Raw genomic sequence first — 22,233 nt, 5'->3', positions numbered from 1 at the left:
CGAAATAATCTTGAGTAAAACTGATCTAAATCAAGGTATTTTTGCTACATCAGGCTTGGAGAGGGCTTGGCTGAATTGTAAATCTGAGATAAAAATGGCAGTAATAAATGATTGCTCATTTATTGAGAATATAAAAAAAGCAAAGTGCTCATAAAGAGTACTTTGCTTCTTTGATATGACAGGTAGAAAAATAAATTAGCGGATCGCGATAACTTCGATTTCTACTTTGGCATCTTTCGGTAAACGAGCAACTTCAACACAAGAGCGTGCTGGGAATGCTGCATTATGCTCTTTAAAGAAAGCTTCATAAGCTGCATTAATAGTACCGAAATCATTTAAATCTTTTACGAAAACAGTCGTTTTAATGATATTAGCAACGGTTAGACCTGCTTTTTCAATAATTGCTTTGACGTTTTCTAAAGATTGACGTGCTTGCTCTGCCGCATTGTCAGACACAAACTCACCCGTAGCAGGATCAACAGGTAATTGGCCTGATGTGATCACTAAATTACCTAAATCAACACCTTGTACATAAGGGCCGATTGCTGCAGGGGCTTTTTCGGTATTAATTTCGTAAGACATGTAGAACTCCTGTTTTTATAAGATTCATGCTAACGCTTGATTAGCTCAGCGCTATTATAGCCAGCGCAGAAGACGAGCAATATGATAGATATCAGGCTTTATCATAAAGTCTATAGGTATAAAAAGAAAATAATCCTAACGCTTTCTCGCCTTTTTATACGATATTTAGCCCATCTAAATCCTCCATTTATAGCAATTTTTTTTCTAAGATAGTGCTTATTAGCTATTTCTATTTTTTCATAAAAAGGGATCAACGCGATTGAGAGGGGATTATTCTATTTTTAGGGTAGGTGTTTACTATCTGCCCTATCAAGCAGGGCAGATAGCCAATAAGAAATCAACGAATAACGGCGTGGCGCTCAAATTCTTTTTCGCAATATTTGCAGGTTAATACCACGTCAGACGCGAATTTTTTCACGCGAAAGCTACTTTGTACCGGCTCATTATGGCTAATACAGTTGCTATTAGGGCAGGGTACAACATCTTCGAGTAATTCAGGTAAACTTAGTGCCATTTTATTGACGACTTGGTAGTCATCAATAATATTAACCGTCGCTTGAGGGGCATACATTGCTAAGCGATTTGCCTGCTCTGCGGTTAAAAAGACATTTTCAATTTTGATTAAATCTTTTTTACCTAGGTTTTCAGAAGGAAGATTAAAACCTACCGTTATTCTTTCGTCTGTTTCGGTTAAACGAAATAGAGATAGGATCTTAAAGCCCACCTGCGCCGGAATATGATCAATAACAGTCCCACGTTTGATAGCTTCAACTTTTAGTTTGTGATCATGAGTCATGGTGTGCTCCTTATTAAAGAACTAAGTTTTTATTTAGAACTAAGGCAAGTAGTGCCTGACGCGCGTAAATACCATTACCTGCTTGTTGGAAATAGTAAGCATAAGGGGTGTTATCAACATCGGTGGTAATTTCATCGATACGTGGCAGGGGGTGTAATATCTTAAGATTATCTTTTACATTCACCAGATCAGCACTGGTTAAGATAAACTGGGCTTTGACATTGGCATATTCAGAAGGATCAAGGCGCTCTTTTTGTACCCGAGTCATATACAGGATATCTAGCTCTGACATCACTTCATCTACAGTTTCATGCTGACTATATTCAACACCATGCTCTTCGAGTAAATGCAAGATATGCTCTGGCATGGCCAGCACTTTTGGGGCAATAAAATAGAGGTGATTTCCTGTAAATTTTGCTAATGCTTGGGCTAGTGAGTGTACTGTGCGGCCATATTTTAAATCACCTACCATCGCGATATTGAGGTTATCTAATCGGCCTTGTGTTTCTTTAATGGTAAACAAGTCTAGTAACGTTTGGCTAGGGTGTTGGTTGGCACCGTCCCCAGCATTAATAACGGGGATATCCCCAGCAAATTCAGAGGCCAAACGTGCCGCACCTTCTTGAGGATGACGAATAACAATGGCATCAGCATAAGTACGTAGTACAGAAATAGTATCAGCTAAGGTTTCCCCTTTTTTACCTAAAGAGGTGTTACTACCATCTGCAAAGCCAACCACAGACGCCCCTAAACGGTGGATTGCTGTTTCAAAAGATAAGCGAGTGCGGGTGGAGGCTTCAAAAAAACAACTGGCAATCACTTTGTCTTTTAACAATTGGCTATTGGGGTGCTGTTTTAATTTGTCAGCAACATGGAGAACAGACTCCAGATCGTCTCGGTTCAGATCATTGATGGAGATAATATGCTTATGATAGAGCGGATTAGTCATTAGAGTTCTCCTTTGATGATACGATAAATGGTGCGATATGTGTTTTTCTACAGACCAAAAAAAACCCCTCAATGAGAGGGGTTTTAAAAAATAGCTTTTTGGAAAAAAGAGAGCGCTTACGACCGGTTAGGGTACGTAATGTGACAACAAATTGGCATTGGCGCTGTTTCATCTTTCCTCCTGACAAATTGTGGCGCATTATACGCATCTTAATCTTACACGCAAGCGTTTGCTTTTAATTTTTTGCAAAAAAGTTTTTTTAATTTAAAAATCAATTAGCTTAAAGAAAAGGCAAAAAAGCACCCTTTGTTTAATCATTAAAAAACGGTGCTTTTGCATGAATATGTATTTTTAAAAAGGATTTGCTAAGGTTGCCACCATAACCGCTTTAATCGTGTGTAGACGATTTTCTGCTTCATCAAATACAATACTGTGTTTTGATTCAAAAACCTCGTTAGTGACTTCAAAACCACCATATAAGCCAAATTCTTCTGCTAATGCTTGCCCCATTGTTGTCTCTTCATCATGAAAAGCCGGTAAACAATGCAGGAATTTAACGTCTGGATTACCCGTTAGTTTGATTACATCCATATTAACCTGATAAGGTTTGAGTAACGTAATACGCTCTTTCCAAACTTCTTTTGGCTCTCCCATAGATACCCACACATCCGTGTAGAGAAAATCGGCGTTTTTAACGCCTTCTGCGACATTTTCAGTTAAGGTAATTTTCCCCCCATTTTGCTGAGCGATATTTTGGCATTCAGCGACTAATTCTGCTTGTGGCCAACACGCTTTTGGTGCGACTAGGCGTAAATCCATTCCTGTTAAGGCAGCCGCTTCGAGTAGGGTATTGCCCATATTGTTACGAGCATCACCAAGATAAGCAAAAATGGTTTCTGATAATGGTTTTGTTTGATGTTCAGTAATAGTGAGCAAATCCGCTAATAATTGTGTGGGGTGAAACTCATCGGTTAATCCATTCCAAACCGGTACATCAGTATATTTTGCCAGCATTTCTACTGTTTTTTGGCCATAACCACGATATTGAATACCATCATACATACGTCCTAACACGCGAGCGGTATCTTTTATCGATTCTTTATGACCGATTTGGCTTCCTCCGCCGAGATAGGTCACATTCGCACCTTGATCAAAGGCGGCCACTTCAAAGGCACAACGGGTACGGGTGGAATCTTTTTCAAAAATCAACGCAATATTTTTTCCTGTGAGATACTGCTGTTCATGGCCTGATTTTTTTGCTTGTTTAAGTTCTAGTGATAAAGCCAGTAATTGTTGTATTTCTGCTGATGAGAAGTCGAGTAAACGTAAAAATGATCTTTGGTAGAAAGGGTTCATAGATAAGCATCCTATAATTGAATTTATATTCAATTTAATACAATAAATATTCATCATCAACCCTTAAACGTCACTTTTGAATGAAAAACTCTGCGATATGAGCCTTATTTAACTATGGAGTGTTTATTCCCCCTGTGGGAGAATAACCAAGATATCTTTCAGACTATTGCGGAGCGGAATTATGGCGGACAGCAAAGAGCTAGCAGAACAACGTGAAGAAACACGTCTTATTATTGAAGAATTACTCGAAGATGGCAGTGATCCCGATGCACTGTACGCAATTGAACACCACATTTCATGTGAAAATTTTGAAACGTTAGAAAAAGCGGCTGTTGAAGTTTTTAAATTAGGTTATGAAGTCACCGAGCCTGAAGAAATTGAAATTGAATCAGGTGAGATCTTAGTCTGCTTTGATGCGGTTAGTGAAAGTGGTCTAAATGCTGAACTGATTGATGCGCAAGTAGAACAGTTAATGAATTTAGCGGAAAAAATGGGTGTCTATTACGACGGCTGGGGAACTTATTTTGAAGATCCCGACGCTGAGTACGATGACGAAGATGGCGAAAATGAAGATGACGAAGCGGAGTCTGATAATTCATCACGCCTGCACTAATTGGCGCTATATGTTGTCCCAATGTACCAGTCTTTAGGTGCAAAAAAGAACACCCGCCACAAATTCTTTTTGTGACGGGTATTTTTTAAATGGCTAATCCATCATACCAAACTTACCATTGTCATAGTCATCAAAAGCTTGTAATAACTCTTGTTGTGTATTCATGACAAAAGGCCCTTGTCCTACTACTGGCTCATTAATGGGCTCACCCGTTAATATTAATACGATAGCGTCTCCCATGGATCCTAATGTTAGGGTATCACCGTGGGTATCTAATATTGCGATTTCATGTTGACGTACAATATCACTGTTATTGAGATGTATCGCACCTTTAACGACAAATAGCATCGCATTATGTCCCTCAGGGATAGCATAGTGTGAAGTACCCGCATGATTTAAGCGCACATCCCACAGGTTTACAGGGGAATAGGTCATAGCAATACCAGATGTATTTGCATAGTCACCGGCAATGACTCGGACATAGCCCTGTGCATTAGGTAATTGCACATGAGGAATATCTTGCGCTTTTAGTGCTTGATAACGGGGTTGTGCCATTTTATACGCGCTTGGCAAATTAACCCACAGTTGTACGACTTCAAGCATACCTCCCTCTTTCGTCATTTTTTCAGAGTGATATTCTTTATGTAAAATACCTGAAGCGGCTGTCATCCACTGCACATCACCTTCAGCAATTGTACCGGCATGACCGGTAGAATCATGGTGAGATACTTCGCCTTGATAAGCTATAGTGACCGTTTCGAATCCACGGTGGGGATGAGTCCCAACACCACGCGCATTAGTAACAGGCTTAAATAATGTAGGCTCAGCATAATCCATTAATAAGAATGGGCTATATTGCTCTGCATTCTCTTTATAAGAGAATACTGTGCTCATAGAAAAGCCATTACCAACCCAATGTGGATTAGGTGCTGAATAAATTTGTTTTACCTGTCTCATTGTCATGATGTTTCTCCTGATTAAGGAAAGAAACCGCAATAACCCAGACACAGAAGGAGGTAATACAAGTTATCGCGATTTCTTAATGAGTACGATCATAAATTGTTCGCTCTATAAACAAAATAGGGGGAATTTGTTGATGGTATTCAAAAAAAATGAATGATCTTTTTAAGGTAAAAAAGTCAGGGATGATAAGTAGAAAAGCCTAACAGTAAAAATGATTTTAAAATTATTATTAATTATTTTCCAAAATAAAAACCACATTCTGCTTTATAAAAATAACTCAGAATGTAGTTTATTCATAAAACTATATATTATTTATTAGTATCGCCGCAACCGCCGATAATTTTAGAGATAGATACTGCTGGGTGTAATAAATAGTCGTAGTTACAATCTTTTTCTTTGTTGTAAACACTACCAGTACAACCAGTCATTACGGTAACAAAAGAAGCAATAAGTGCAATTTTGACAAAGTTTTTCATAAGAAATTCCTTTTTAATTTTAGAATGTTAAAAGCCACAGCATGACTTTCTGTGCATAAAGATATTAAATTATCTATAAATAGCAATATAAAAAAATAGGAATTTTAAAATAGAACAGAAACTAAAAAATATTTTATTTAAGATGTGAAATATGATTATCTAGAGTAAAATGAGAAATAAATTAAACTTGTGTTTTTTTATTAAATTTAAGATAAATATTTAATGTGAAATAGATTGCTAATAATTTAAATATAGATTAATCATTAAAAATAGCCGTAAAATATCGCTCTTTTATACCATTAAGATAAATTCATTTTATATTGATAAGTGCTATTGTGAGATAACAAAAAACCCGCATTAAATATGCGGGCGTTTATATCTATACAGCATGTAGATACATGGTTATGAGAAATATCAAAGTGATTTCAGCATACGAATTTCACAGTCGCTGTGGCCTGTATTACCTAATGCTTTATCAATAAACTCAAAGCCTAATTTTTCATATAGACCAATTGCTGCTTTTAAAATATCAGTAGTTTCTAAGTAGCAGCGACTAAAGCCTTGTTGCTTACCAAACTCAAGAGATTGCTGAACAATTTTTTTCGCAATTCCTTTTCCTCGTAACTTAGAAGAGAGATACATTTTCTGTAATTCACAAGTCTCCCCATCGCCACCCGCAAGAGGTGCGACACCACCACCACCAACAATTTCGCCATCCATTTCTACCACCCAGTAAGCGCTGCGAGGTTGATGATAAACTTCGAATAAGGTATCTAAAATCGGATCAGCTACTGCAAATCCTTTATCCGCTGTTAAGCCATGCTCGGCGGAAACTTCACGAATAACGCGTGCAATGCCGGCGTTATCTCTTTTTTCAATGGCTCTGATAATAATATTTTGTGTTGCATTAGGGTTTGCAGTCATAGTTGCACTCATCGTTTTACTTATTAGTAGAATATTTTTTGATAATGTATTGAGAGAGCACCGGAAAGGAACTTCTTCATTGAAAGTAGCACTGAGGGCCACTGAAAACATCTTAATTGATTAAATAGGATTGTAAACTGTTATGCCTGTTTATTTATATGATTAGGGTATTTGTTGGTAGAGATATATTTCAAATATCTATTTCATTAGAGAGAGAATAATAGAGAAAAGGCACTATAGAACACTATTTCACTGCAAAACGAGTCACAATATAGTGAAAAAATGTTTTATTTTTAGGTTTAGTGATCAACCTATATCTTAAGTAGTAACGATATTAGGTGTTAAAAATAAACTAAAACCCGCAATCAATGCGGGTTTTAGTATTAATGGTGCAATAACTTATAACGCAGCAATAGAGACTTTTTGGGCAATCAGCTTCTCTTTAGCATTTAAACAAGATGCTAAACGCTCACGCTCTTTGGCGACAACAGCCTCAGGTGCGCGATTAACAAAGCCTTCGTTTGATAATTTGCTGTCTAATGTAGTGATATCTTTCTCTACTTTTTCAAGCTCTTTATCTAAACGGGCAAGCTCTGCATCTTTATCAATAAAGCCGGCCATTGGGATCAACAGCTCTGCACCGCTCACTAGTTTAGTTACCGATAATGGTGCTTCTTCACCTTCCGCTAATGGGCGAATATCCGCTAAGCGACCCATTGCTTTTAAGAAACCAATGTTATCACTGACACGACGTTTAGCCGTTTCATCCGCACCACGTAAAATAACATCCAGTGGTTTACCTGGCGCAATATTCATTTCTGCACGGATATTACGAACTGCGACGATAACCTCTTTGATCCATTCCAGATCGTTAAGTGCTTGCTCGTCGACTAATGACGCATCAAATTCAGGGAAAGCTTGGAGCATGATGGTTTCGCCTTCAATGCCTTTCACCTCTTTAACGCGTTGCCAGATAGTTTCTGTAATAAATGGAATAATTGGATGAGCAAGACGTAACAGGCCCTCTAATACTTCAATCAAGGTATGACGAGCAGCACGTTTTTGAGCATCATTACCTTTATGAACCGCCGGTTTTGATAACTCAAGATACCAGTCACAGAATTGGTTCCAAGTGAATTCGTATAAAATACCGGCAGCAATATCAAAGCGATAATTATCTAACGCTTCACGATAGGCTTTTATGGTGTTATTGAATTCAGCTAAGATCCAGCGATCAGCCAATGAGAATGTCATCTCACCACCTTGATAGCCACAGTCTTGATCTTCTGTATTCATCAGTACAAAACGACTGGCATTCCATAATTTGTTACAGAAATTACGGTAACCTGACAGACGTTTCATATCCCAGTTAATATCACGCCCTGTAGAAGCTAATGCCGCTAAAGTAAAGCGCAGAGCATCAGTACCATGTGCTTCAATACCTTCTGGGAACTCTTTTTTGGTGCGTTTAGCAATACGCTCAGCCATTTGTGGCTGCATCATATTACCAGTGCGTTTTTCTAACAGTTTATCTAATGTGATACCGTCAATCATATCTAAAGGATCAAGTACGTTACCTTTAGATTTTGACATTTTCTGACCTTCTTCATCACGGATAAGGCCTGTCATATAAACGGTTTTAAATGGAACCTGTGGTTTACCTTCATCATCTTTAATAAAGTGCATGGTCATCATGATCATGCGGGCAATCCAGAAGAAGATAATATCGAAACCGCTCACTAATACATTCGTTGGATGGAATGTTTTCAGTGCTTCGGTGTTTTCTGGCCAGCCTAAGGTTGAGAATGTCCACAGTGCAGAAGAGAACCACGTATCGAGTACGTCTTCATCTTGGCGTAATGCTACATCGGCAGCAATGTTATTTTCACGACGCACTTCTTCTTCGTCACGACCGACATAAACATTACCTTCGTTATCATACCAAGCCGGGATACGATGACCCCACCACAGTTGACGAGAAATACACCAATCTTGAATATCATTCATCCAAGAGAAGTACATGTTTTCGTACTGTTTAGGTACAAATTGAATATCACCATTTTTAACCGCTTCTACCGCAGGTTTCGCTAAAGGTGCCGCACGGACATACCATTGGTCAGTTAATAAAGGTTCAATAACCACACCACCACGATCACCGTAAGGTACCGTTAAATCGTGAGGTTTGATCTCTTCTAATAATCCTAAACGTTCAAATTCAGCAACAATAGCTTTACGTGCTGCAAAACGTTCCATACCTTGGTAGGCTTTCGGGATCTCTGTGCTATATACATCAGATTCAACACCGTTAGTGTCTAATACTTCTGCGCTAACACGAATATTGCCATCAAAATCCATGATATTAATCATTGGTAGTTGATGGCGACGACCTACTTCATAGTCATTAAAGTCATGGGCAGGGGTGATTTTTACACAACCGGTGCCTTTTTCCATATCCGCGTGTTCATCCGCTAAAATAGGAATACGACGGTTCATTAAAGGTAGAATAACCTCTTTACCAATCAGATCTTTATAACGTGGATCTTCTGGGTTAACCGCAACGCCAGTATCACCTAACAGTGTTTCAGGACGAGTCGTGGCAACAATCAGATAATCTTTACCCTCTGCCGTTTTAACGCCATCAGCTAATGGATAACGCAGATGCCACATTGAGCCTTTTACTTCGCGGTTTTCAACTTCGAGATCGGAAATGGCAGTGTGTAATTTAGGATCCCAGTTAACAAGACGTTTGCCACGATAGATAAGATCTTCTTTGTGTAAACGAACGAAGGCTTCTTTTACTGCTTTAGATAAACCTTCATCCATGGTAAAGCGTTCGCGATCCCAATCTACGGAGTTACCTAAACGGCGCATTTGGTTGGAGATATTACCGCCGGATTCTGCTTTCCACTCCCAAATTTTATCGATGAAAGCATCACGGCCATAATCATGGCGATTTTTACCTTCTTCAGCAGCAATCTTACGCTCAACAACCATCTGTGTTGCGATACCTGCATGGTCAGTACCCGCTTGCCACAAGGTATTTTTACCCTGCATACGTTGATAGCGGATCATGGTGTCCATGATGGTTTGTTGGAAAGCATGACCCATGTGCAGGCTACCTGTCACATTAGGTGGTGGGATCACAATACAAAAGCTTTCTTTGGATGTATCACCATTGGCTTTAAAGTAGCCATTTTTTTCCCAATGTTGATACAGAGGTTGTTCAATCTCTGTCGGATTATAAGTTGTATCGAGCGATGGCTCTTTCGGTGCGGATTTATTTTCCATATTCTTTACGTATTCAATAGGTTGGCGGCGTAGCCATTGTCAAAGTAAAGCCGACGCTACGATAAATTTTATATCGTTCTCGCGCCAACTGTTTTAATTGTTCATCGATAGGTACGAAGTCTATCACTTCATGGAAAGCTGTGGCAAAGTCTGCAAATTGTGACTGCAAATTAATCAGGAGATCACGCGGGGCATTGCCCCGTTTGCCCGGCCAACATAATTCAACAGGCGCACCATAACGAGGCCCTTCACCTGCTAGGTTATGGGGCACAAATTGATGTGGCTCTCTTGCCCATAGTGCTTCATCCAACAATTCAGCTTGTGGCTGTGAATCACAGACGAGCAAAACCCGTTTGCCTAAACGCCAATGTTCTGCGGCAAGTTGACAAGCAAGCCATTCATGGGCTTGTAAATCTTGATGTATTGATGGATGTTCCATTAAATAAAACGTGGCGTTTTTCATGATATCCCGATAATAGAAGGGTATTGCATTGCAATACCCTTCTATGAGTCTGCTCTATTTACCTTAATAATTATGCGGTATTACTCGTCGCTATTCAAACCTGCGCGGTTTAATAAGAACTGCGACAGTAAAGATACTGGGCGACCCGTAGCACCTTTCGCTTTACCAGAGCGCCATGCCGTACCTGCGATATCTAAATGTGCCCAGTTATATTTGCTTGCAAAGCGCGCTAAGAAACAACCTGCGGTAATGGCTCCCCCTAAACGTCCACCCGTATTGGCAAGATCGGCAAAATTAGATTCAATTTGCTCATAGAACTCTTCGCCTAAAGGTAAACGCCATGCGCGATCGCCCGCTTGCTCTGAAGCATTCATTAATTCATGGGCTAATGGGTTATGGTTAGACATTAATCCACTATAATGATGACCTAATGCCACCATACAAGCCCCTGTTAATGTGGCGATATCAATCACTAACTCAGGCTCAAAGCGCTCAACGTAGGTTAATGTATCACACAGCACTAAGCGACCTTCAGCATCCGTATTTAATACCTCAACAGTCTGGCCTGACATAGTAGTAAGAATATCACCAGGACGATAGGCTTTACCACCCGGCATATTTTCACAGCCAGCCAATACACCGATGACATTAATAGGTAGTTGTAACTCAGCAACGACGCGCATCACACCATATACTGTTGCTGCACCACACATGTCGTATTTCATTTCATCCATGCCATCAGCAGGTTTAATTGAAATACCACCAGAATCAAAGGTGAGCCCTTTACCAACCAATACAATTGGACGGGATTCAGGATCTTGATTACCTTTATATTCAATAATCGACATTAAAGATTCATTTTGTGAACCTTGACCGACCGCTAAATAGGCATTCATATTTAGCTCTTTCATCTGCTCTTCACCAATGACTCGGGTAGAGACATTCGCGGATGAGTCAGCGAGTTGGCGAGCTTGAGAGGCTAAGTATGCCGCATTACAGATATTAGGTGGCATATTAGCTAAATCTTTACAGGCTTTGATCCCTGATGCAATAGCTAAGCCGTGGGCAATAGCACGTTCACCGCTTGGTAATTCACGTCGAGTAGGGACATTAAAGACCATTTTACGTAATGGACGACGTAATTCGGTTTTATTACTTTTCAGTTGATCAAAGGTATAGAGGCAGTCTTTTGCAGTCTCAACCGCTTGACGTACTTTCCAGTAATTATTACGGCCTTTAACATGTAGCTCAGTCAGAAAACAAACTGCTTCCATTGACCCTGTTTCATTGAGCGTGTTAATTGTTTTCTGAATAATTTGTTTGTACTGACGTTCATCCAATTCACGCTCTTTACCACAACCAATCAGCAAAACGCGCTCAGAGAGAACATTTGGCACATGGTGCAGCAGCAATGACTGGCCGACTTTACCTTCCAGTTCACCACGGCGTAATAAGGCGCTGATGTAACCATCGCTGATTTTATCAAGTTGCTCCGCTATCGGAGATAAACGACGAGGCTCAAACACCCCCACGATAATACAAGCGCTGCGTTGTTTCTCTGGGCTGCCGCTTTTTACATTAAACTCCATGCGTTCTCCTGAATATTAAAGACAAAAACGGAAAGTATCGTTTAGAATAGTGATCCGCATTAATCTACCCCATAGAAAGTTTACTTTTTATGTTAAGCTAAATGCATTAATTGAACACAACTAATTTAGCTAACTTATAAGCTTGTTCTGATTGGGAACCTGTTTATAGCATGTTTTGATATCATTTGGGCTGCAAGAATGTCTAACTGAGATGCACAAATGATAGATATACAACGAAGTTAGCGATTTTCCTGCAAAAAGACAAGTTTTCACAGGCATAACTAGCGTGATTATAATTCGATATTTAGCTCGGGAAACCCTTAAAAGTCAGATAGCCATCTTATTTATCTTGATGCTTATCTTCTTTAGCCAAAAGCTGGTTGAAATTTTAGGGGCTGCTGTAGAAGGTAATATTCCTACAAACCTTGTGGTTTCTCTGCTGTGGCTGGGGATCCCCGAGATGGCACAGCTTATTCTACCATTAAGCCTTTTTCTTGGTCTTCTGATGACTTACAGCAAACTTTATGTTGAAAGTGAGATAACCGTCATGAATGCCTGTGGAATAGGTAAAAAAGCATTAGTGCAAGCAGCACTATTGTTGTCATTACTTACTAGCGTCTTGGCGGCAGGGAATGTGGTGTGGTTGATACCATGGTCGTCTGTACATCAAGAGCAAGTGCTGGAAGATGCAAAAGCCAATCCAAGCTTAGCGGCATTAATGGAAGGGCAATTTAAAATGTCCAGTGACCGTAATATGGTGCTTTATCTCGGTAGCGTAAAGGGCAACCAATTCCAAGATGTTTTCTTGGCTCAATTGCGTCCAACACAAAACCAACGCCCATCTGTTGTGGTGGCGGATAAAGGGTATACCAAAGAGCTACCAAACGGTAACCAAGTCGTGGTACTTAGCGAGGGTACGCGGTATGAAGGTACGGCGGTACTACGCGATTTTCGTATTACTGATTTTACCGATTACCAAGCGGTGATAGGCCATCGAGAGTCTACTATTAGCCGTAATCGCGTCGAACAAAAAACCATGAATGAGTTGTGGCACTCAACAGAGCCTGAGTCTATCGCCGAATTTCATTGGCGTTTAACCTTAATTTTCTCTGTGGTGATCATGGCGTTAATGGTTGTGCCGTTAAGTGAAGTCAACCCACGTCAAGGGCGAGTATTAAGTATGTTGCCGGCGATGTTACTTTATTTGGTGTTTTTCCTATTACAAAGCTCCTTGCGTTCAAGCGGTGAAAAAGGAAAAGTTGACCCACTTATTGCTATGTGGACAGTGAATGGGATTTATTTTGCTTTAGCGCTGTTATTGAATGCGTGGGATACCTTACCAATGCGCAAACTACGTGCTCGCTTTAAGAAAGGAGTTGCCTGATGTTTGGTGTATTAGATAAATATATCGGGCGTACGATTTTGCAATCGATTTTGATGACGCTATTTTTACTGGTATCACTGTCTGGCATTATCAAATTCGTCGATCAGCTGCGCAAAGTAGGGCAAGGTGATTTTACGACCTTAGATGCGGGGATTTATGCGGTTTTAAATATCCTCAAAGATGTGCAAATCTTCTTTCCGATGGCGGCCTTATTAGGGGCTTTATTAGGGCTAGGGGCATTAGCGACACGTAGTGAGCTGGTGGTGATGCAGGCATCGGGTTTTACTCGTTTGCAAATTGCCGGCTCCGTGATGAAAACCGCGATCCCATTAGTACTGTTAACGGTATTAATTGGCGAGTGGGGGGCACCGCAAGGTGAACAATATGCACGTAATTACCGTGCAGAAAAGATCATGGGTAACTCTTTAGTGTCCACTAACCGTGGAATGTGGGCTAAAGATGGTAATCAATTTATCTATATTAACCGTATTAAAAGCCAAAATGAGATGCAAGGCATTACGCTGTATAATTTCGATAATAATCGAAAACTTGAAACTGTGCGTTATGCATCCAGTGCCACTTATGATCCAGATAAAAAAGTGTGGTTACTGAAACAAGTTGAGCAATCTGATCTTACTTCGCCACAAAAAATCACGGGTAAAAAACAGGTATCTTTAGAGTGGCAGACTCGCCTAACACCTGAAAAACTGAGTGTTGTGGCATTAGATCCAGATGCCTTATCCATAAGTGGCTTATATCAATATGTAAAATACCTCAAACAGAGTGGGCAAGAATCAGCCAACTATGAGCTGAACTTCTGGAAAAAAATCTTTGCGCCTATTTCTGTTGCGGTGATGATGCTAATGGCGCTGTCATTTATTTTTGGCCCATTACGTACTGTACCTATGGGGCTGCGTGTGGTAACAGGAATAGCCTTTGGTTTTCTGTTCTATATTGTGAATGAAGTTTCAGGCCGATTAAGTTTGGTATATGGCATTCCTGCCGTAGTGGCCGCCTTAGTTCCTGGTATGCTCTTTTTAATATTAAGTTTATGGTTATTAATGAGGCGTAATCGCTAAGTAGTATTAACGATTAACAATGCTTAAAGAAAAAGCGCCTTCAACAATCAAGGCGCTTTTTTATCGGTCTATAAGTTGATTATTTCGTTTAAAAACTTTGTGCTAAAGCACGCACAAGGGCATTTGTACCTCGAGTCACTTCACTAAACTTGGTGCCATTAGCTTTACGGGTGATGACAACAAAAACACCGATATTTAATTCAGGAATGGTTGCCATATAGGTATTAAAACCACCGCCACCGCCGGTTTTTTGGTAAATAGCAGGCACACCATTGGCAGGCGCCATATAAACCCATCCTAAGCCAATGCCATCCGCTCGCCCTGCAACATCCATCCCTTCAATAGAAGATAGTCGTTGGCGCGGAAAATAAATAGACTGCTCTTTACTGGCCGTCGCTTTTCTCATCGTATTATTTGAGTTTAAAAAGCCTTGCATCCAACGTTGCATATCTGCAGGCGTAGAATAAACACCCCCACTTCCGGCGGCGGCGATAGTCTCAGAACAAGGGCTGGGTCTATAACCAATTAATAATCGCTGACATTGTGTGCTATTTGGCGTTAACGTGGTATCACGCATTCCCGCAGGTTGTGTCACATACTGTTTTAATAGTTGAGGATAGTTTTTACCAGAGGCTTTCACTAATGCATCTGCTAATAAATCATAAGCCAGATTAGAATAAGAGGCAGATTGTCCCGCCGGTGTTGTTAAAGAGGCTTTTTTTAGCCAGTTCCAGCGATCGCCATGGGTTGGCCAAATAAAAACCGGTCTACCCCATTTTCCGCCGGGTTGTTCACGAGGAAAACCACTGGTATGGGTAGCTAAATGATAAAGACGAATAGGAGATTGATTGTTCACTAATGGAATATCGACACCATAATAACTATATTTTTGCAGAGGATCAGTAACCAACAACTTGCCATCATCTTGTAATTTTAACATCACTTCACTCGTCATTAATTTAGTAATAGAAGCAATACGTATTAATGAGTTCATTGACGGGGTTTGACGGCTATTGGGGCTTGTAGTACCAAAAGCACGATTAAGAGATTGCGTATTGTTAATCATGACAATCACCATCCCTTGAGGGTTACTCTTTTGATAAATCTGCTGAGCATACTTATCAAAAATCTCCCGACTATTATTCGCCTTTGGTGATAAGGTGGTTGGCCATTGTGACAATTCAGGCACATTATGTTGATTAAACTTAGCGGGTAACGTTGGCGTTACCGTTGCTCGTTGACTACAGGCATTGAGCGTAAGTAGTGCAACAGGAATGAGGAGATATTTTAGGAGATGTTTTTTCATTTTATGATCAACATAACGAGTAAGGTGAAAGAAAAGAGAACAAAATAAATCAGCCATAACATAAATGGATGATTGTTTTATCGCGTTACTTTTTGTTTTTATTTATCATTTTTAGTACAGCACCTAAAACAAGCCCAATAAAAATACCGGCCATGATCCAGCTAACAATACCCATACCATCCCCTTTATAGCAGATTTAAACCAAATTTTGATTATATTATCAGAAATAAGAATGTCTATCAGAGCAATAGTGGGTTAATGAAAAGTTGATGTAAAATAGGCTGAAGGACTTCTACAAAGAGATTTTTTGTGAAGGACATCATAAAAATCTTATTATTGGTTATTTTTTGTACATAAAAAGGGTGAAAAAAACAGGAAAGTATTACAAAGGTGTTACAATCCCCCCTAAATTTTGCCTATTTTTACTTTATTATTAGCTTTTCTTTATTATTCGGTTAACAGTTGTTTATCAAGTAAATGTTAATTAATGAATTTATATTCTTTAAATTAATTGGTTTCTGGTTTTATATTCTAAATCTATATTTAAATTATCCATTTTCAAGTTTTTTGTAAAGATACTCACTCTACGTGTTATACTTTGCAATACTTTAATTGTTGTGAAACATACAAAGAAAACTTAATATAATCTCATCAAACCGACAGCTAAACACTAAATGCGAGTAAAGACGTATTAACAAAATTAACAAGGGAAAATAGTCAAAGAGAAATAAAACATAACAAGATGAAAGGAAAGCGAATAAATAAAAAGAGAGTAAAACGTCGCCGTAATAAAATAATAATGAATGAATCATCAGTATAAATAAATCTATTTTAATAGAGGGCTTTTTATTTAAAGATAAGACTTTTATTTAACTAAGTATTATTATCTTAAAAAATAAAAATAGTTTAAATAACAGTAAGTAAATCAATAGATAGGCAAATAAAGCTATTTATTAACTATATAGTAAAGAAATAGTTAGAGGCTATCTATTTTAAATAACAATATATATTAAATATAACACTCTATTTAAAATAAAAATTCTTCCTTACACCAGGGAAGAAAAGGGCAGTGACATTAAAAAAATAACGATAGTCATAAAAATAAAATTAAGCCCTTAAATTGCAGTACCGTCGGATCAAAACACTAACCCAGTTTTGATCCTTTTTTTATATCTCGTTATATATAATTTAATATATCGATTTTATCTACTGCTCAGTTATAACGATGACAACAGAAGATAATCCATTATGCACAAATAAATGAAGTCAGTGTGCTAAGAGACTTAGGGATTGAGACTTGTTAAATTCAATGTTGCTTATCGATAGATGAATGTTACAAGTTTGCCCCATTCATAGAAGAACGATAAGATAAATGCACTTTTTTTCGCCAATCAAACTGAAAACCAACAATAATTGTTGCGAGGGTTCCTCACGCAAGTATAATGAGCCTGTTTTCCAAACACACTTCAGTGCCGGAGTGGCGGAATTGGTAGACGCAGTTGATTCAAAATCAACCGCCTTCGGGTGTGCCGGTTCGAGTCCGGCCTTCGGCACCATAAGAACATCAATGGACGTCAACGGACGTCTTTTTTTGCGTCTTAAATCCAATGTTTACAAGGCTTTTCCCCACTTTTCAGTCTTCCCAAGTATACTAAGGTCAACCCACATCAAGTACCTGCTGTTGGTATATGTGTTGGTATCTCTCGATTCGATAATAGTTTGTACCAACGCAAGGTGATAAATCATGGCTCTTACTGATGCTAAAGTCAGGGCTGCCAAGCCTCTGGATAAATCGTATAAATTGACCGATGGTGATGGTATGCACTTGATGGTACATATCAACGGCTCAAAATATTGGCGTTTACAGTATCGCTTTGGCGGTAAGCAAAAAATGTTAGCGCTGGGTGTTTACCCTGATATTTCACTCGCAGAAGCCAGAGAGAAAAGAGATGCCGCTAGAAAGTTAATTGCTAACGGATTTGATCCAAGCGAAAAACGCAAAGAAGTGAAAGAAGAGCAACAAAAAGAATTTAATACATTCGAGAAGGTTGCACGTGATTGGCATGCAACCAATAAGAAGTGGTCTGAAGGGCATAGCCATCGAGTATTAAAAAGTTTTGAAGACAATATCTTTGCGGCTATTCCACAATGGTTAAAAATAGAATCCGTTATCTTTCACACCCTCGACCAATTATGTCCTGACTATCACGGGGTTTTTGGTCGTTTTGTACTTTATCAAATCAAGGAGCTTACCTTTACCCTGATTTATCGGAAGAGCACATGCTTTTAATCAACTCTCATAATAGGCATGAATCGCAGGTTTCTCCTCAAGTGATGGGTATTGTCGTGTGTTTATTGGTTTCTAGTGTGTGGTCATTTAAAACAGAAAGAGAGGTGATGTGCGAACGTTTTTATCAACTACAGGATTTTGCTTCACAGCACCCTGAAGCAGAGGCTATCTTCTACCTAATTGATTAATCTATTTTACGCATTTTACGCTTTCCTCGCTCCTATATTCACCCCATTGTTCTTATCTCTGTCTGCATTATTTCACTGTATTTAACGTATTTATCTAACTAATAAATTATTTAAGGATTGATGATGAGTCGATTAGCCTCACGCTTTGGGCGTGCCAACAGTATTCGTCGTGACCGGCCATTAACGATGGAAGAATTATTTTGTACCGTACCCAGTGTTTTCTCTGAAGAAAAACATGAGTCGAGAAGTGACCGTTATACCTATATCCCTACCATTACAGCCTCGTCGTTGGGAGGATAAGAAAGATGCTCTGTGGACTGTGTACCAACGTTTGCAGGAGAATTTAATCAAAGGAGGATTATCAGGTAGAAATGCAAAAGGTAAGCAAGCGCGGACGCGCTCAGTGAAAATGGTATTAATGGCGATATCAAATTGAATAAGGCACTGTGGGTTATGACAGAAGAGATGTATGAGCATTTTAGTAAATAAGAATTCATATATAAAAATAGGAGTCAGTCTATTCAAATACATTTTATGTTAATTGATACTAGAAGATATTTTATCAAGGCAATATTGTGATTATTTGGTGAGGAATTAGGAATGAAATTATTGAATGCTTGATAAGCTATTTTATAATTTGATTATTGTGAAATTAAATAAAAATAAGGAAGAGTATAGTGAAACTAACAGATGTAATAACTGATTGTATTAATCTTAAGTTAAGTGGTTCGGCTGTAGATAGTATGATTCAGTGTTTGGGAGGAAATGTACTACAGGAAAGAAAACCTGTTTTAACCATAGAAATGCTTAATAAAGAAGAATTACTTTGGATGATGCGCGATGCAAATGATGTTCATGTTTATATTAGTGCTGATGTTTTACATATAAATGCCTTGTATAAGCCAACAACTCATTTTCCAGCAGCTAGAATTTATTTTATGAAATCAAGTGACCTTTTTTTGTTTGCTCGAATAGGTAGCTATCTTGAAAATAATGGAGTTAAACTGAATCCTATAGATGATACTAATTTTTCAAAATTAATCGATGATGTTGGATATATGCAGCGTTATAAAGTGTGGTTGAATAAAAGAAATATGGATTCAAATTTGTTTAATGGTTTACTTGGTGGGAGGTTGAAGAATACGTCTGTAAATCAAGGGGTTTGGCTATCTTCCAATGGGAAATGTTTAGTTTGTGGTGTAGAAACAGATCGAGTAGCAACCAGTACAATTTATGGAGACTCAGAAATTATGATTGGTATGCAACTATGTCTGGAACATGAGGTAGCATCTCAGGATAAATCAACACTACTGAATTATCTCTCAGAACATTTGGGAGGTAGAGTCATATTTTCAAAAACATCCCCATTAACTATTGAAGAATGTCTCGAGCAGACTTGTGATGTTCTTAAAACAAGTCTTGAATGTTCGATTATTAAAGTTGATGGAAATACTGTAACCGCCCGTAGACATTCTGGAATTACTATAGTAATTAGACAACATTCTTTATCAAATTATGCCTATAATATTTTAAGTGCTGAAGGAAAGGCGCTATCTAGGGTTGATTCAGCTGATCATCATGATATTTTTTATGGGCCTGATCATGTTCATTATGATTTACGCAAATCGAAAAAAAATATTGTTGAAACTAGTTTTACATATGGTGATGTTGGTTTAGACATAAAGCTTCTTTTAAAATTAGTACAGGAAGCTGAAAAAAATTGTAAGATATGATGTATAGCATCTCCTAAAATAGCGTTGTATCAATTTATAATTTGCTAAAACTGATAATAAGAATGTTCTATTTATCATAACTATGAGTCTAACTCCCATGGCAAATCTCTTCTGCCATTCACTGCTTTAAGAGTACCATCATTTCTTAACTGCTGGGCTGCCCAACGAATATCATATTGCCATGTATATAAAATATTGCCGGAAGCCTTCAACTTAGATTCATAGTGCTCCCAAACATATTTTGAGACTTCACGAGGCCAAGCTTTACCGCCTTTTTCTTGTAGGCATTCAATTATCCATTCTTTCATTATTTCTCTTGTTACTGTTACCATAATATTACCTACTAAATGAGTGAGTAACTATATAGTCTAAATAATAAATGTTCTATAGTTAAATAGATAGATAAACTACATGTTTCTATGAGATACAGCTAATCTAATGATAGATTTAAACCGATGAGAATATATTTAAGTATATAAAATTTTTTCTATTAATTTATTTTAAACAAAAACAATGCATTGCATATTAAAAGCGAGTCCGGCCTTCACACCATAAGAACATCAATGGACGTTAACAGACGTCTTTTTTGTATCTGAAATCTTAAGTTTACAAGGCTTTTCCCCATTTTTCAGTCTTCCCAAGTATACTAAGGTCAAACCTACGTCCCTTTAAGCCGACAAACCATTGATATCTTAAAACAGATCTATCAATTCTGTGGTAATCATTCGCTAGTCTTTATCGATAATGACAATCCGAGAGAAAACACGGTAAACAATGCATTACGTGTAATGGGCTATGATACTAAGACAGAAGTCTGTGAACATGGTTTTAGAACAATGGCCTGTAGTTCGTTGATTGAGTCAGGCTTGTAGTCGAAAGATACAGTAGAAAGGCAAATGCGTCATTGCCCACTCCCCAAAAATGACACAGCTATAATTAAATTTTAGCCCCAAAATTTCAGAGACCATAATGAAAAAAGTTCGTTTTGCTAAAATTCAAATTGTGAATATCTTAAAGCTTGCTGATTCAGGTATGACAGTTGATGATATTTGTTACCAAAATAGGATCAGCAATGGCATATACTAAAATTGAAAATAAAACTATGGCGCTATGTAATTCATTGAGGTTAACCATTAAAATTGCTTGAAGAGAAAATAATAATCTTAAAAATATTTGTAGAAGTCAGCCTCTAATACCATGCAATAAAAGAGTCTTTTGTAAAAAAGGTTGATATGGTCATTAGATTTTATATATCACAGTTTGTATTGTAATAACCGAGCCAAGATACAGTCTCTTTCTTGATAAGAGACTTATAAATATTGAGTGATATTGGTAAACACTTAACATCAACCCGCTAATTTTATAGCTTAAACACTTGCTCACGATGCCAATGGATAAATGTATCCTTCGGATGTTCTTTTGTGTTTTTAGGTAGGCCAATTACCTTATTTGAAAATTGCCAAAATAATTGCTCTACCATTTGATTACCATTCACACCGCTAGAAACTAATAATTTCATATTATCATCAATACTGATTACTGATTACTGATTACGCCCATATCAAAGGCAGAGTGGTGTAATGCACACAATGCCAACCCATTATTGATAGTACATGGGCCGTCGAATTGCTTCCATTTTATCCAAAGCACCGTAAAACCCCGTCCTTCAGGTCGGGGATATAAGGCGCGGTTTTTTAACTAACGAGGTGTTTCCTGTTGCTCAATGTACTGGCGGATAATAGATATTGGTGCGCCACCACAACTCCCCCATCCATTTCAACCAGTTCAACATCAAAATCAGCACAAACACTGGCAAAGTAGCCTCGCAATTTTTCAATGGCATCCTGATCAAATATTTTTCGCCGGTATTTTGTGACAAAGACCAAATGGGCATGCATCAGGAATACACATGCCTGCCAAGGCAAATATTAGTTTCATTTTTCATAGACCAAAGTATAATAGGTAATATGAAACGTCTACAAGCCTTTAAATTCCAGTTAAGACCCAATGGTCAGCAAGAGCGTGAGATGAGACGCTTTGCAGGGGCTTGTCGTTTTGTTTTCAATCGGGCATTAGCACGTCAGAATGAGAATTACGAAGCAGGGAATAAATACATTCCCTATACAAAAATGGCTTCATGGCTCATTGAGTGGAAATCTGACACAGAGACACAATGGTTGAAGGAAGCCCCATCACAACCGTTACAACAGTCACTTAAAGATTTGGAACGGGCTTACAAGAATTTTTTCCAGAA

Annotated in this window: 18 protein-coding genes, 1 tRNA gene and 7 pseudogenes; 11 read left to right on the top strand and 15 right to left on the bottom strand. The window is 38.4% G+C overall.

Going from position 1 to position 22,233, the window contains the following annotated elements; all coding sequences use genetic code 11:
- Positions 1-195: 195 nt before the first annotated feature.
- The 5 genes from AACV00_RS00985 to argF all read right to left on the bottom strand — a co-directional run bounded on the left by AACV00_RS00985 (position 196) and on the right by argF (position 3,683).
- Positions 196-582: a RidA family protein gene (locus AACV00_RS00985; RefSeq protein ID WP_004246200.1), complete on the bottom strand. Its 387-nt coding sequence runs from the start codon at positions 580-582 to the stop codon at positions 196-198.
- A gap of 337 nt (positions 583-919) precedes the next feature.
- Entirely contained in the window at positions 920-1,378 is a 459-nt protein-coding gene (gene pyrI, locus AACV00_RS00980; protein ID WP_004246198.1) for an aspartate carbamoyltransferase regulatory subunit, read from the bottom strand.
- 13 nt (positions 1,379-1,391) lie between these two features.
- The gene (pyrB, locus tag AACV00_RS00975) at positions 1,392-2,327 is read right to left on the bottom strand and encodes an aspartate carbamoyltransferase (RefSeq protein ID WP_004246197.1); all 936 of its coding nucleotides are present in this window, start codon (positions 2,325-2,327) and stop codon (positions 1,392-1,394) included.
- Complete coding sequence (locus AACV00_RS00970; RefSeq protein WP_004252960.1) at positions 2,320-2,499, bottom strand: hypothetical protein; 180 nt, start codon at positions 2,497-2,499, stop codon at positions 2,320-2,322. The genes pyrB and AACV00_RS00970 overlap by 8 nt, the downstream gene beginning before the upstream one ends.
- Positions 2,500-2,678: 179 nt before the next feature.
- Complete coding sequence (argF, locus tag AACV00_RS00965; protein ID WP_161680001.1) at positions 2,679-3,683, bottom strand: ornithine carbamoyltransferase; 1,005 nt, start codon at positions 3,681-3,683, stop codon at positions 2,679-2,681.
- Between the two features lie 181 nt (positions 3,684-3,864).
- On the opposite strand from argF, the gene rraB reads away from it, so the two are divergent.
- Entirely contained in the window at positions 3,865-4,296 is a 432-nt protein-coding gene (gene rraB, locus AACV00_RS00960; RefSeq protein ID WP_049210037.1) for a ribonuclease E inhibitor RraB, read from the top strand.
- Between the two features lie 93 nt (positions 4,297-4,389).
- Here the strand turns inward: rraB and AACV00_RS00955 are convergent, their stop codons facing one another.
- The 6 genes from AACV00_RS00955 to pepA all read right to left on the bottom strand — a co-directional run bounded on the left by AACV00_RS00955 (position 4,390) and on the right by pepA (position 11,999).
- Positions 4,390-5,259, bottom strand: a complete 870-nt coding sequence (locus tag AACV00_RS00955) for a pirin family protein (protein ID WP_012368745.1) — start codon at positions 5,257-5,259, stop codon at positions 4,390-4,392.
- Positions 5,260-5,567: 308 nt separating this feature from the next.
- Complete coding sequence (locus tag AACV00_RS00950) at positions 5,568-5,735, bottom strand: YhfL family protein (RefSeq protein WP_004246189.1); 168 nt, start codon at positions 5,733-5,735, stop codon at positions 5,568-5,570.
- A 414-nt stretch (positions 5,736-6,149) separates the two neighbouring features.
- Positions 6,150-6,659 (bottom strand): GNAT family N-acetyltransferase, encoded by a 510-nt coding sequence (locus AACV00_RS00945; protein ID WP_004249583.1) that lies wholly within the window; start codon positions 6,657-6,659, stop codon positions 6,150-6,152.
- A 399-nt stretch (positions 6,660-7,058) separates the two neighbouring features.
- The gene (locus AACV00_RS00940; protein WP_060555825.1) at positions 7,059-9,947 is read right to left on the bottom strand and encodes a valine--tRNA ligase; all 2,889 of its coding nucleotides are present in this window, start codon (positions 9,945-9,947) and stop codon (positions 7,059-7,061) included.
- Positions 9,948-9,960: 13 nt separating this feature from the next.
- Entirely contained in the window at positions 9,961-10,410 is a 450-nt protein-coding gene (locus tag AACV00_RS00935) for a DNA polymerase III subunit chi (RefSeq protein ID WP_004246185.1), read from the bottom strand.
- A gap of 80 nt (positions 10,411-10,490) precedes the next feature.
- Positions 10,491-11,999 carry a leucyl aminopeptidase gene (gene pepA / locus AACV00_RS00930; RefSeq protein ID WP_004246183.1) on the bottom strand — a complete coding sequence of 503 codons (1,509 nt, stop codon included), beginning with the start codon at positions 11,997-11,999 and terminating at the stop codon, positions 10,491-10,493.
- Positions 12,000-12,285: 286 nt separating this feature from the next.
- Between pepA and lptF the strand changes: the two genes are divergently transcribed.
- Together lptF and lptG are read left to right on the top strand one after the other, a co-directional pair.
- Positions 12,286-13,383 (top strand): LPS export ABC transporter permease LptF, encoded by a 1,098-nt coding sequence (gene lptF / locus AACV00_RS00925; RefSeq protein WP_004249580.1) that lies wholly within the window; start codon positions 12,286-12,288, stop codon positions 13,381-13,383.
- Positions 13,383-14,462: an LPS export ABC transporter permease LptG gene (lptG, locus tag AACV00_RS00920; RefSeq protein WP_161679999.1), complete on the top strand. Its 1,080-nt coding sequence runs from the start codon at positions 13,383-13,385 to the stop codon at positions 14,460-14,462. Before lptF ends, lptG begins: the two co-directional genes overlap by 1 nt.
- A gap of 88 nt (positions 14,463-14,550) precedes the next feature.
- Here lptG and ampH read toward each other — a convergent pair whose 3' ends face one another.
- Positions 14,551-15,768, bottom strand: coding sequence for a D-alanyl-D-alanine-carboxypeptidase/endopeptidase AmpH (gene ampH, locus AACV00_RS00915; protein WP_185969115.1), 1,218 nt, complete (start codon positions 15,766-15,768; stop codon positions 14,551-14,553).
- A 1,471-nt stretch (positions 15,769-17,239) separates the two neighbouring features.
- On the opposite strand from ampH, the gene AACV00_RS00910 reads away from it, so the two are divergent.
- The 5 genes and pseudogenes from AACV00_RS00910 to AACV00_RS00890 all read left to right on the top strand — a co-directional run bounded on the left by AACV00_RS00910 (position 17,240) and on the right by AACV00_RS00890 (position 19,979).
- A tRNA-Leu gene (locus AACV00_RS00910) sits at positions 17,240-17,324 on the top strand.
- Positions 17,325-17,512: 188 nt separating this feature from the next.
- Positions 17,513-17,911: pseudogene (locus tag AACV00_RS00905) on the top strand (Arm DNA-binding domain-containing protein); the annotation flags it as partial.
- A 122-nt stretch (positions 17,912-18,033) separates the two neighbouring features.
- Positions 18,034-18,246: pseudogene (locus AACV00_RS00900) on the top strand (antirestriction protein); the annotation flags it as partial.
- Between the two features lie 123 nt (positions 18,247-18,369).
- Positions 18,370-18,735: pseudogene (locus AACV00_RS00895) on the top strand (hypothetical protein).
- A gap of 188 nt (positions 18,736-18,923) precedes the next feature.
- Positions 18,924-19,979 carry a DUF6516 family protein gene (locus AACV00_RS00890; RefSeq protein ID WP_161679997.1) on the top strand — a complete coding sequence of 352 codons (1,056 nt, stop codon included), beginning with the start codon at positions 18,924-18,926 and terminating at the stop codon, positions 19,977-19,979.
- A gap of 80 nt (positions 19,980-20,059) precedes the next feature.
- Here AACV00_RS00890 and AACV00_RS00885 read toward each other — a convergent pair whose 3' ends face one another.
- Positions 20,060-20,311 carry a hypothetical protein gene (locus AACV00_RS00885; protein WP_036919653.1) on the bottom strand — a complete coding sequence of 84 codons (252 nt, stop codon included), beginning with the start codon at positions 20,309-20,311 and terminating at the stop codon, positions 20,060-20,062.
- 330 nt (positions 20,312-20,641) lie between these two features.
- Here AACV00_RS00885 and AACV00_RS00880 point away from each other — a divergent pair.
- Positions 20,642-20,848, top strand: a pseudogene (locus AACV00_RS00880) (integrase); the annotation flags it as partial.
- Positions 20,849-20,948: 100 nt separating this feature from the next.
- Positions 20,949-21,062: pseudogene (locus tag AACV00_RS17615) on the top strand (IS3 family transposase); the annotation flags it as partial.
- A gap of 277 nt (positions 21,063-21,339) precedes the next feature.
- On the opposite strand, the pseudogene AACV00_RS00875 reads toward AACV00_RS17615, so the two are convergent.
- Positions 21,340-21,638, bottom strand: a pseudogene (locus tag AACV00_RS00875) (HNH endonuclease); the annotation flags it as partial.
- Positions 21,639-21,677: 39 nt separating this feature from the next.
- Positions 21,678-21,924, bottom strand: a pseudogene (locus AACV00_RS00870) (transposase).
- A 22-nt stretch (positions 21,925-21,946) separates the two neighbouring features.
- Between AACV00_RS00870 and AACV00_RS00865 the strand changes: the two are divergent.
- On the top strand, positions 21,947-22,233 hold a 287-nt coding region (locus tag AACV00_RS00865; protein WP_004251005.1), incomplete at its 3' end, for a helix-turn-helix domain-containing protein.

The organism is Proteus sp. G3927, assembly GCF_963894685.1.
Classification (GTDB): domain Bacteria; phylum Pseudomonadota; class Gammaproteobacteria; order Enterobacterales; family Enterobacteriaceae; genus Proteus; species Proteus mirabilis.
Note: the sequence above shows the minus strand (reverse complement) of the source record. Positions and strands in the feature narration are given on the sequence as shown.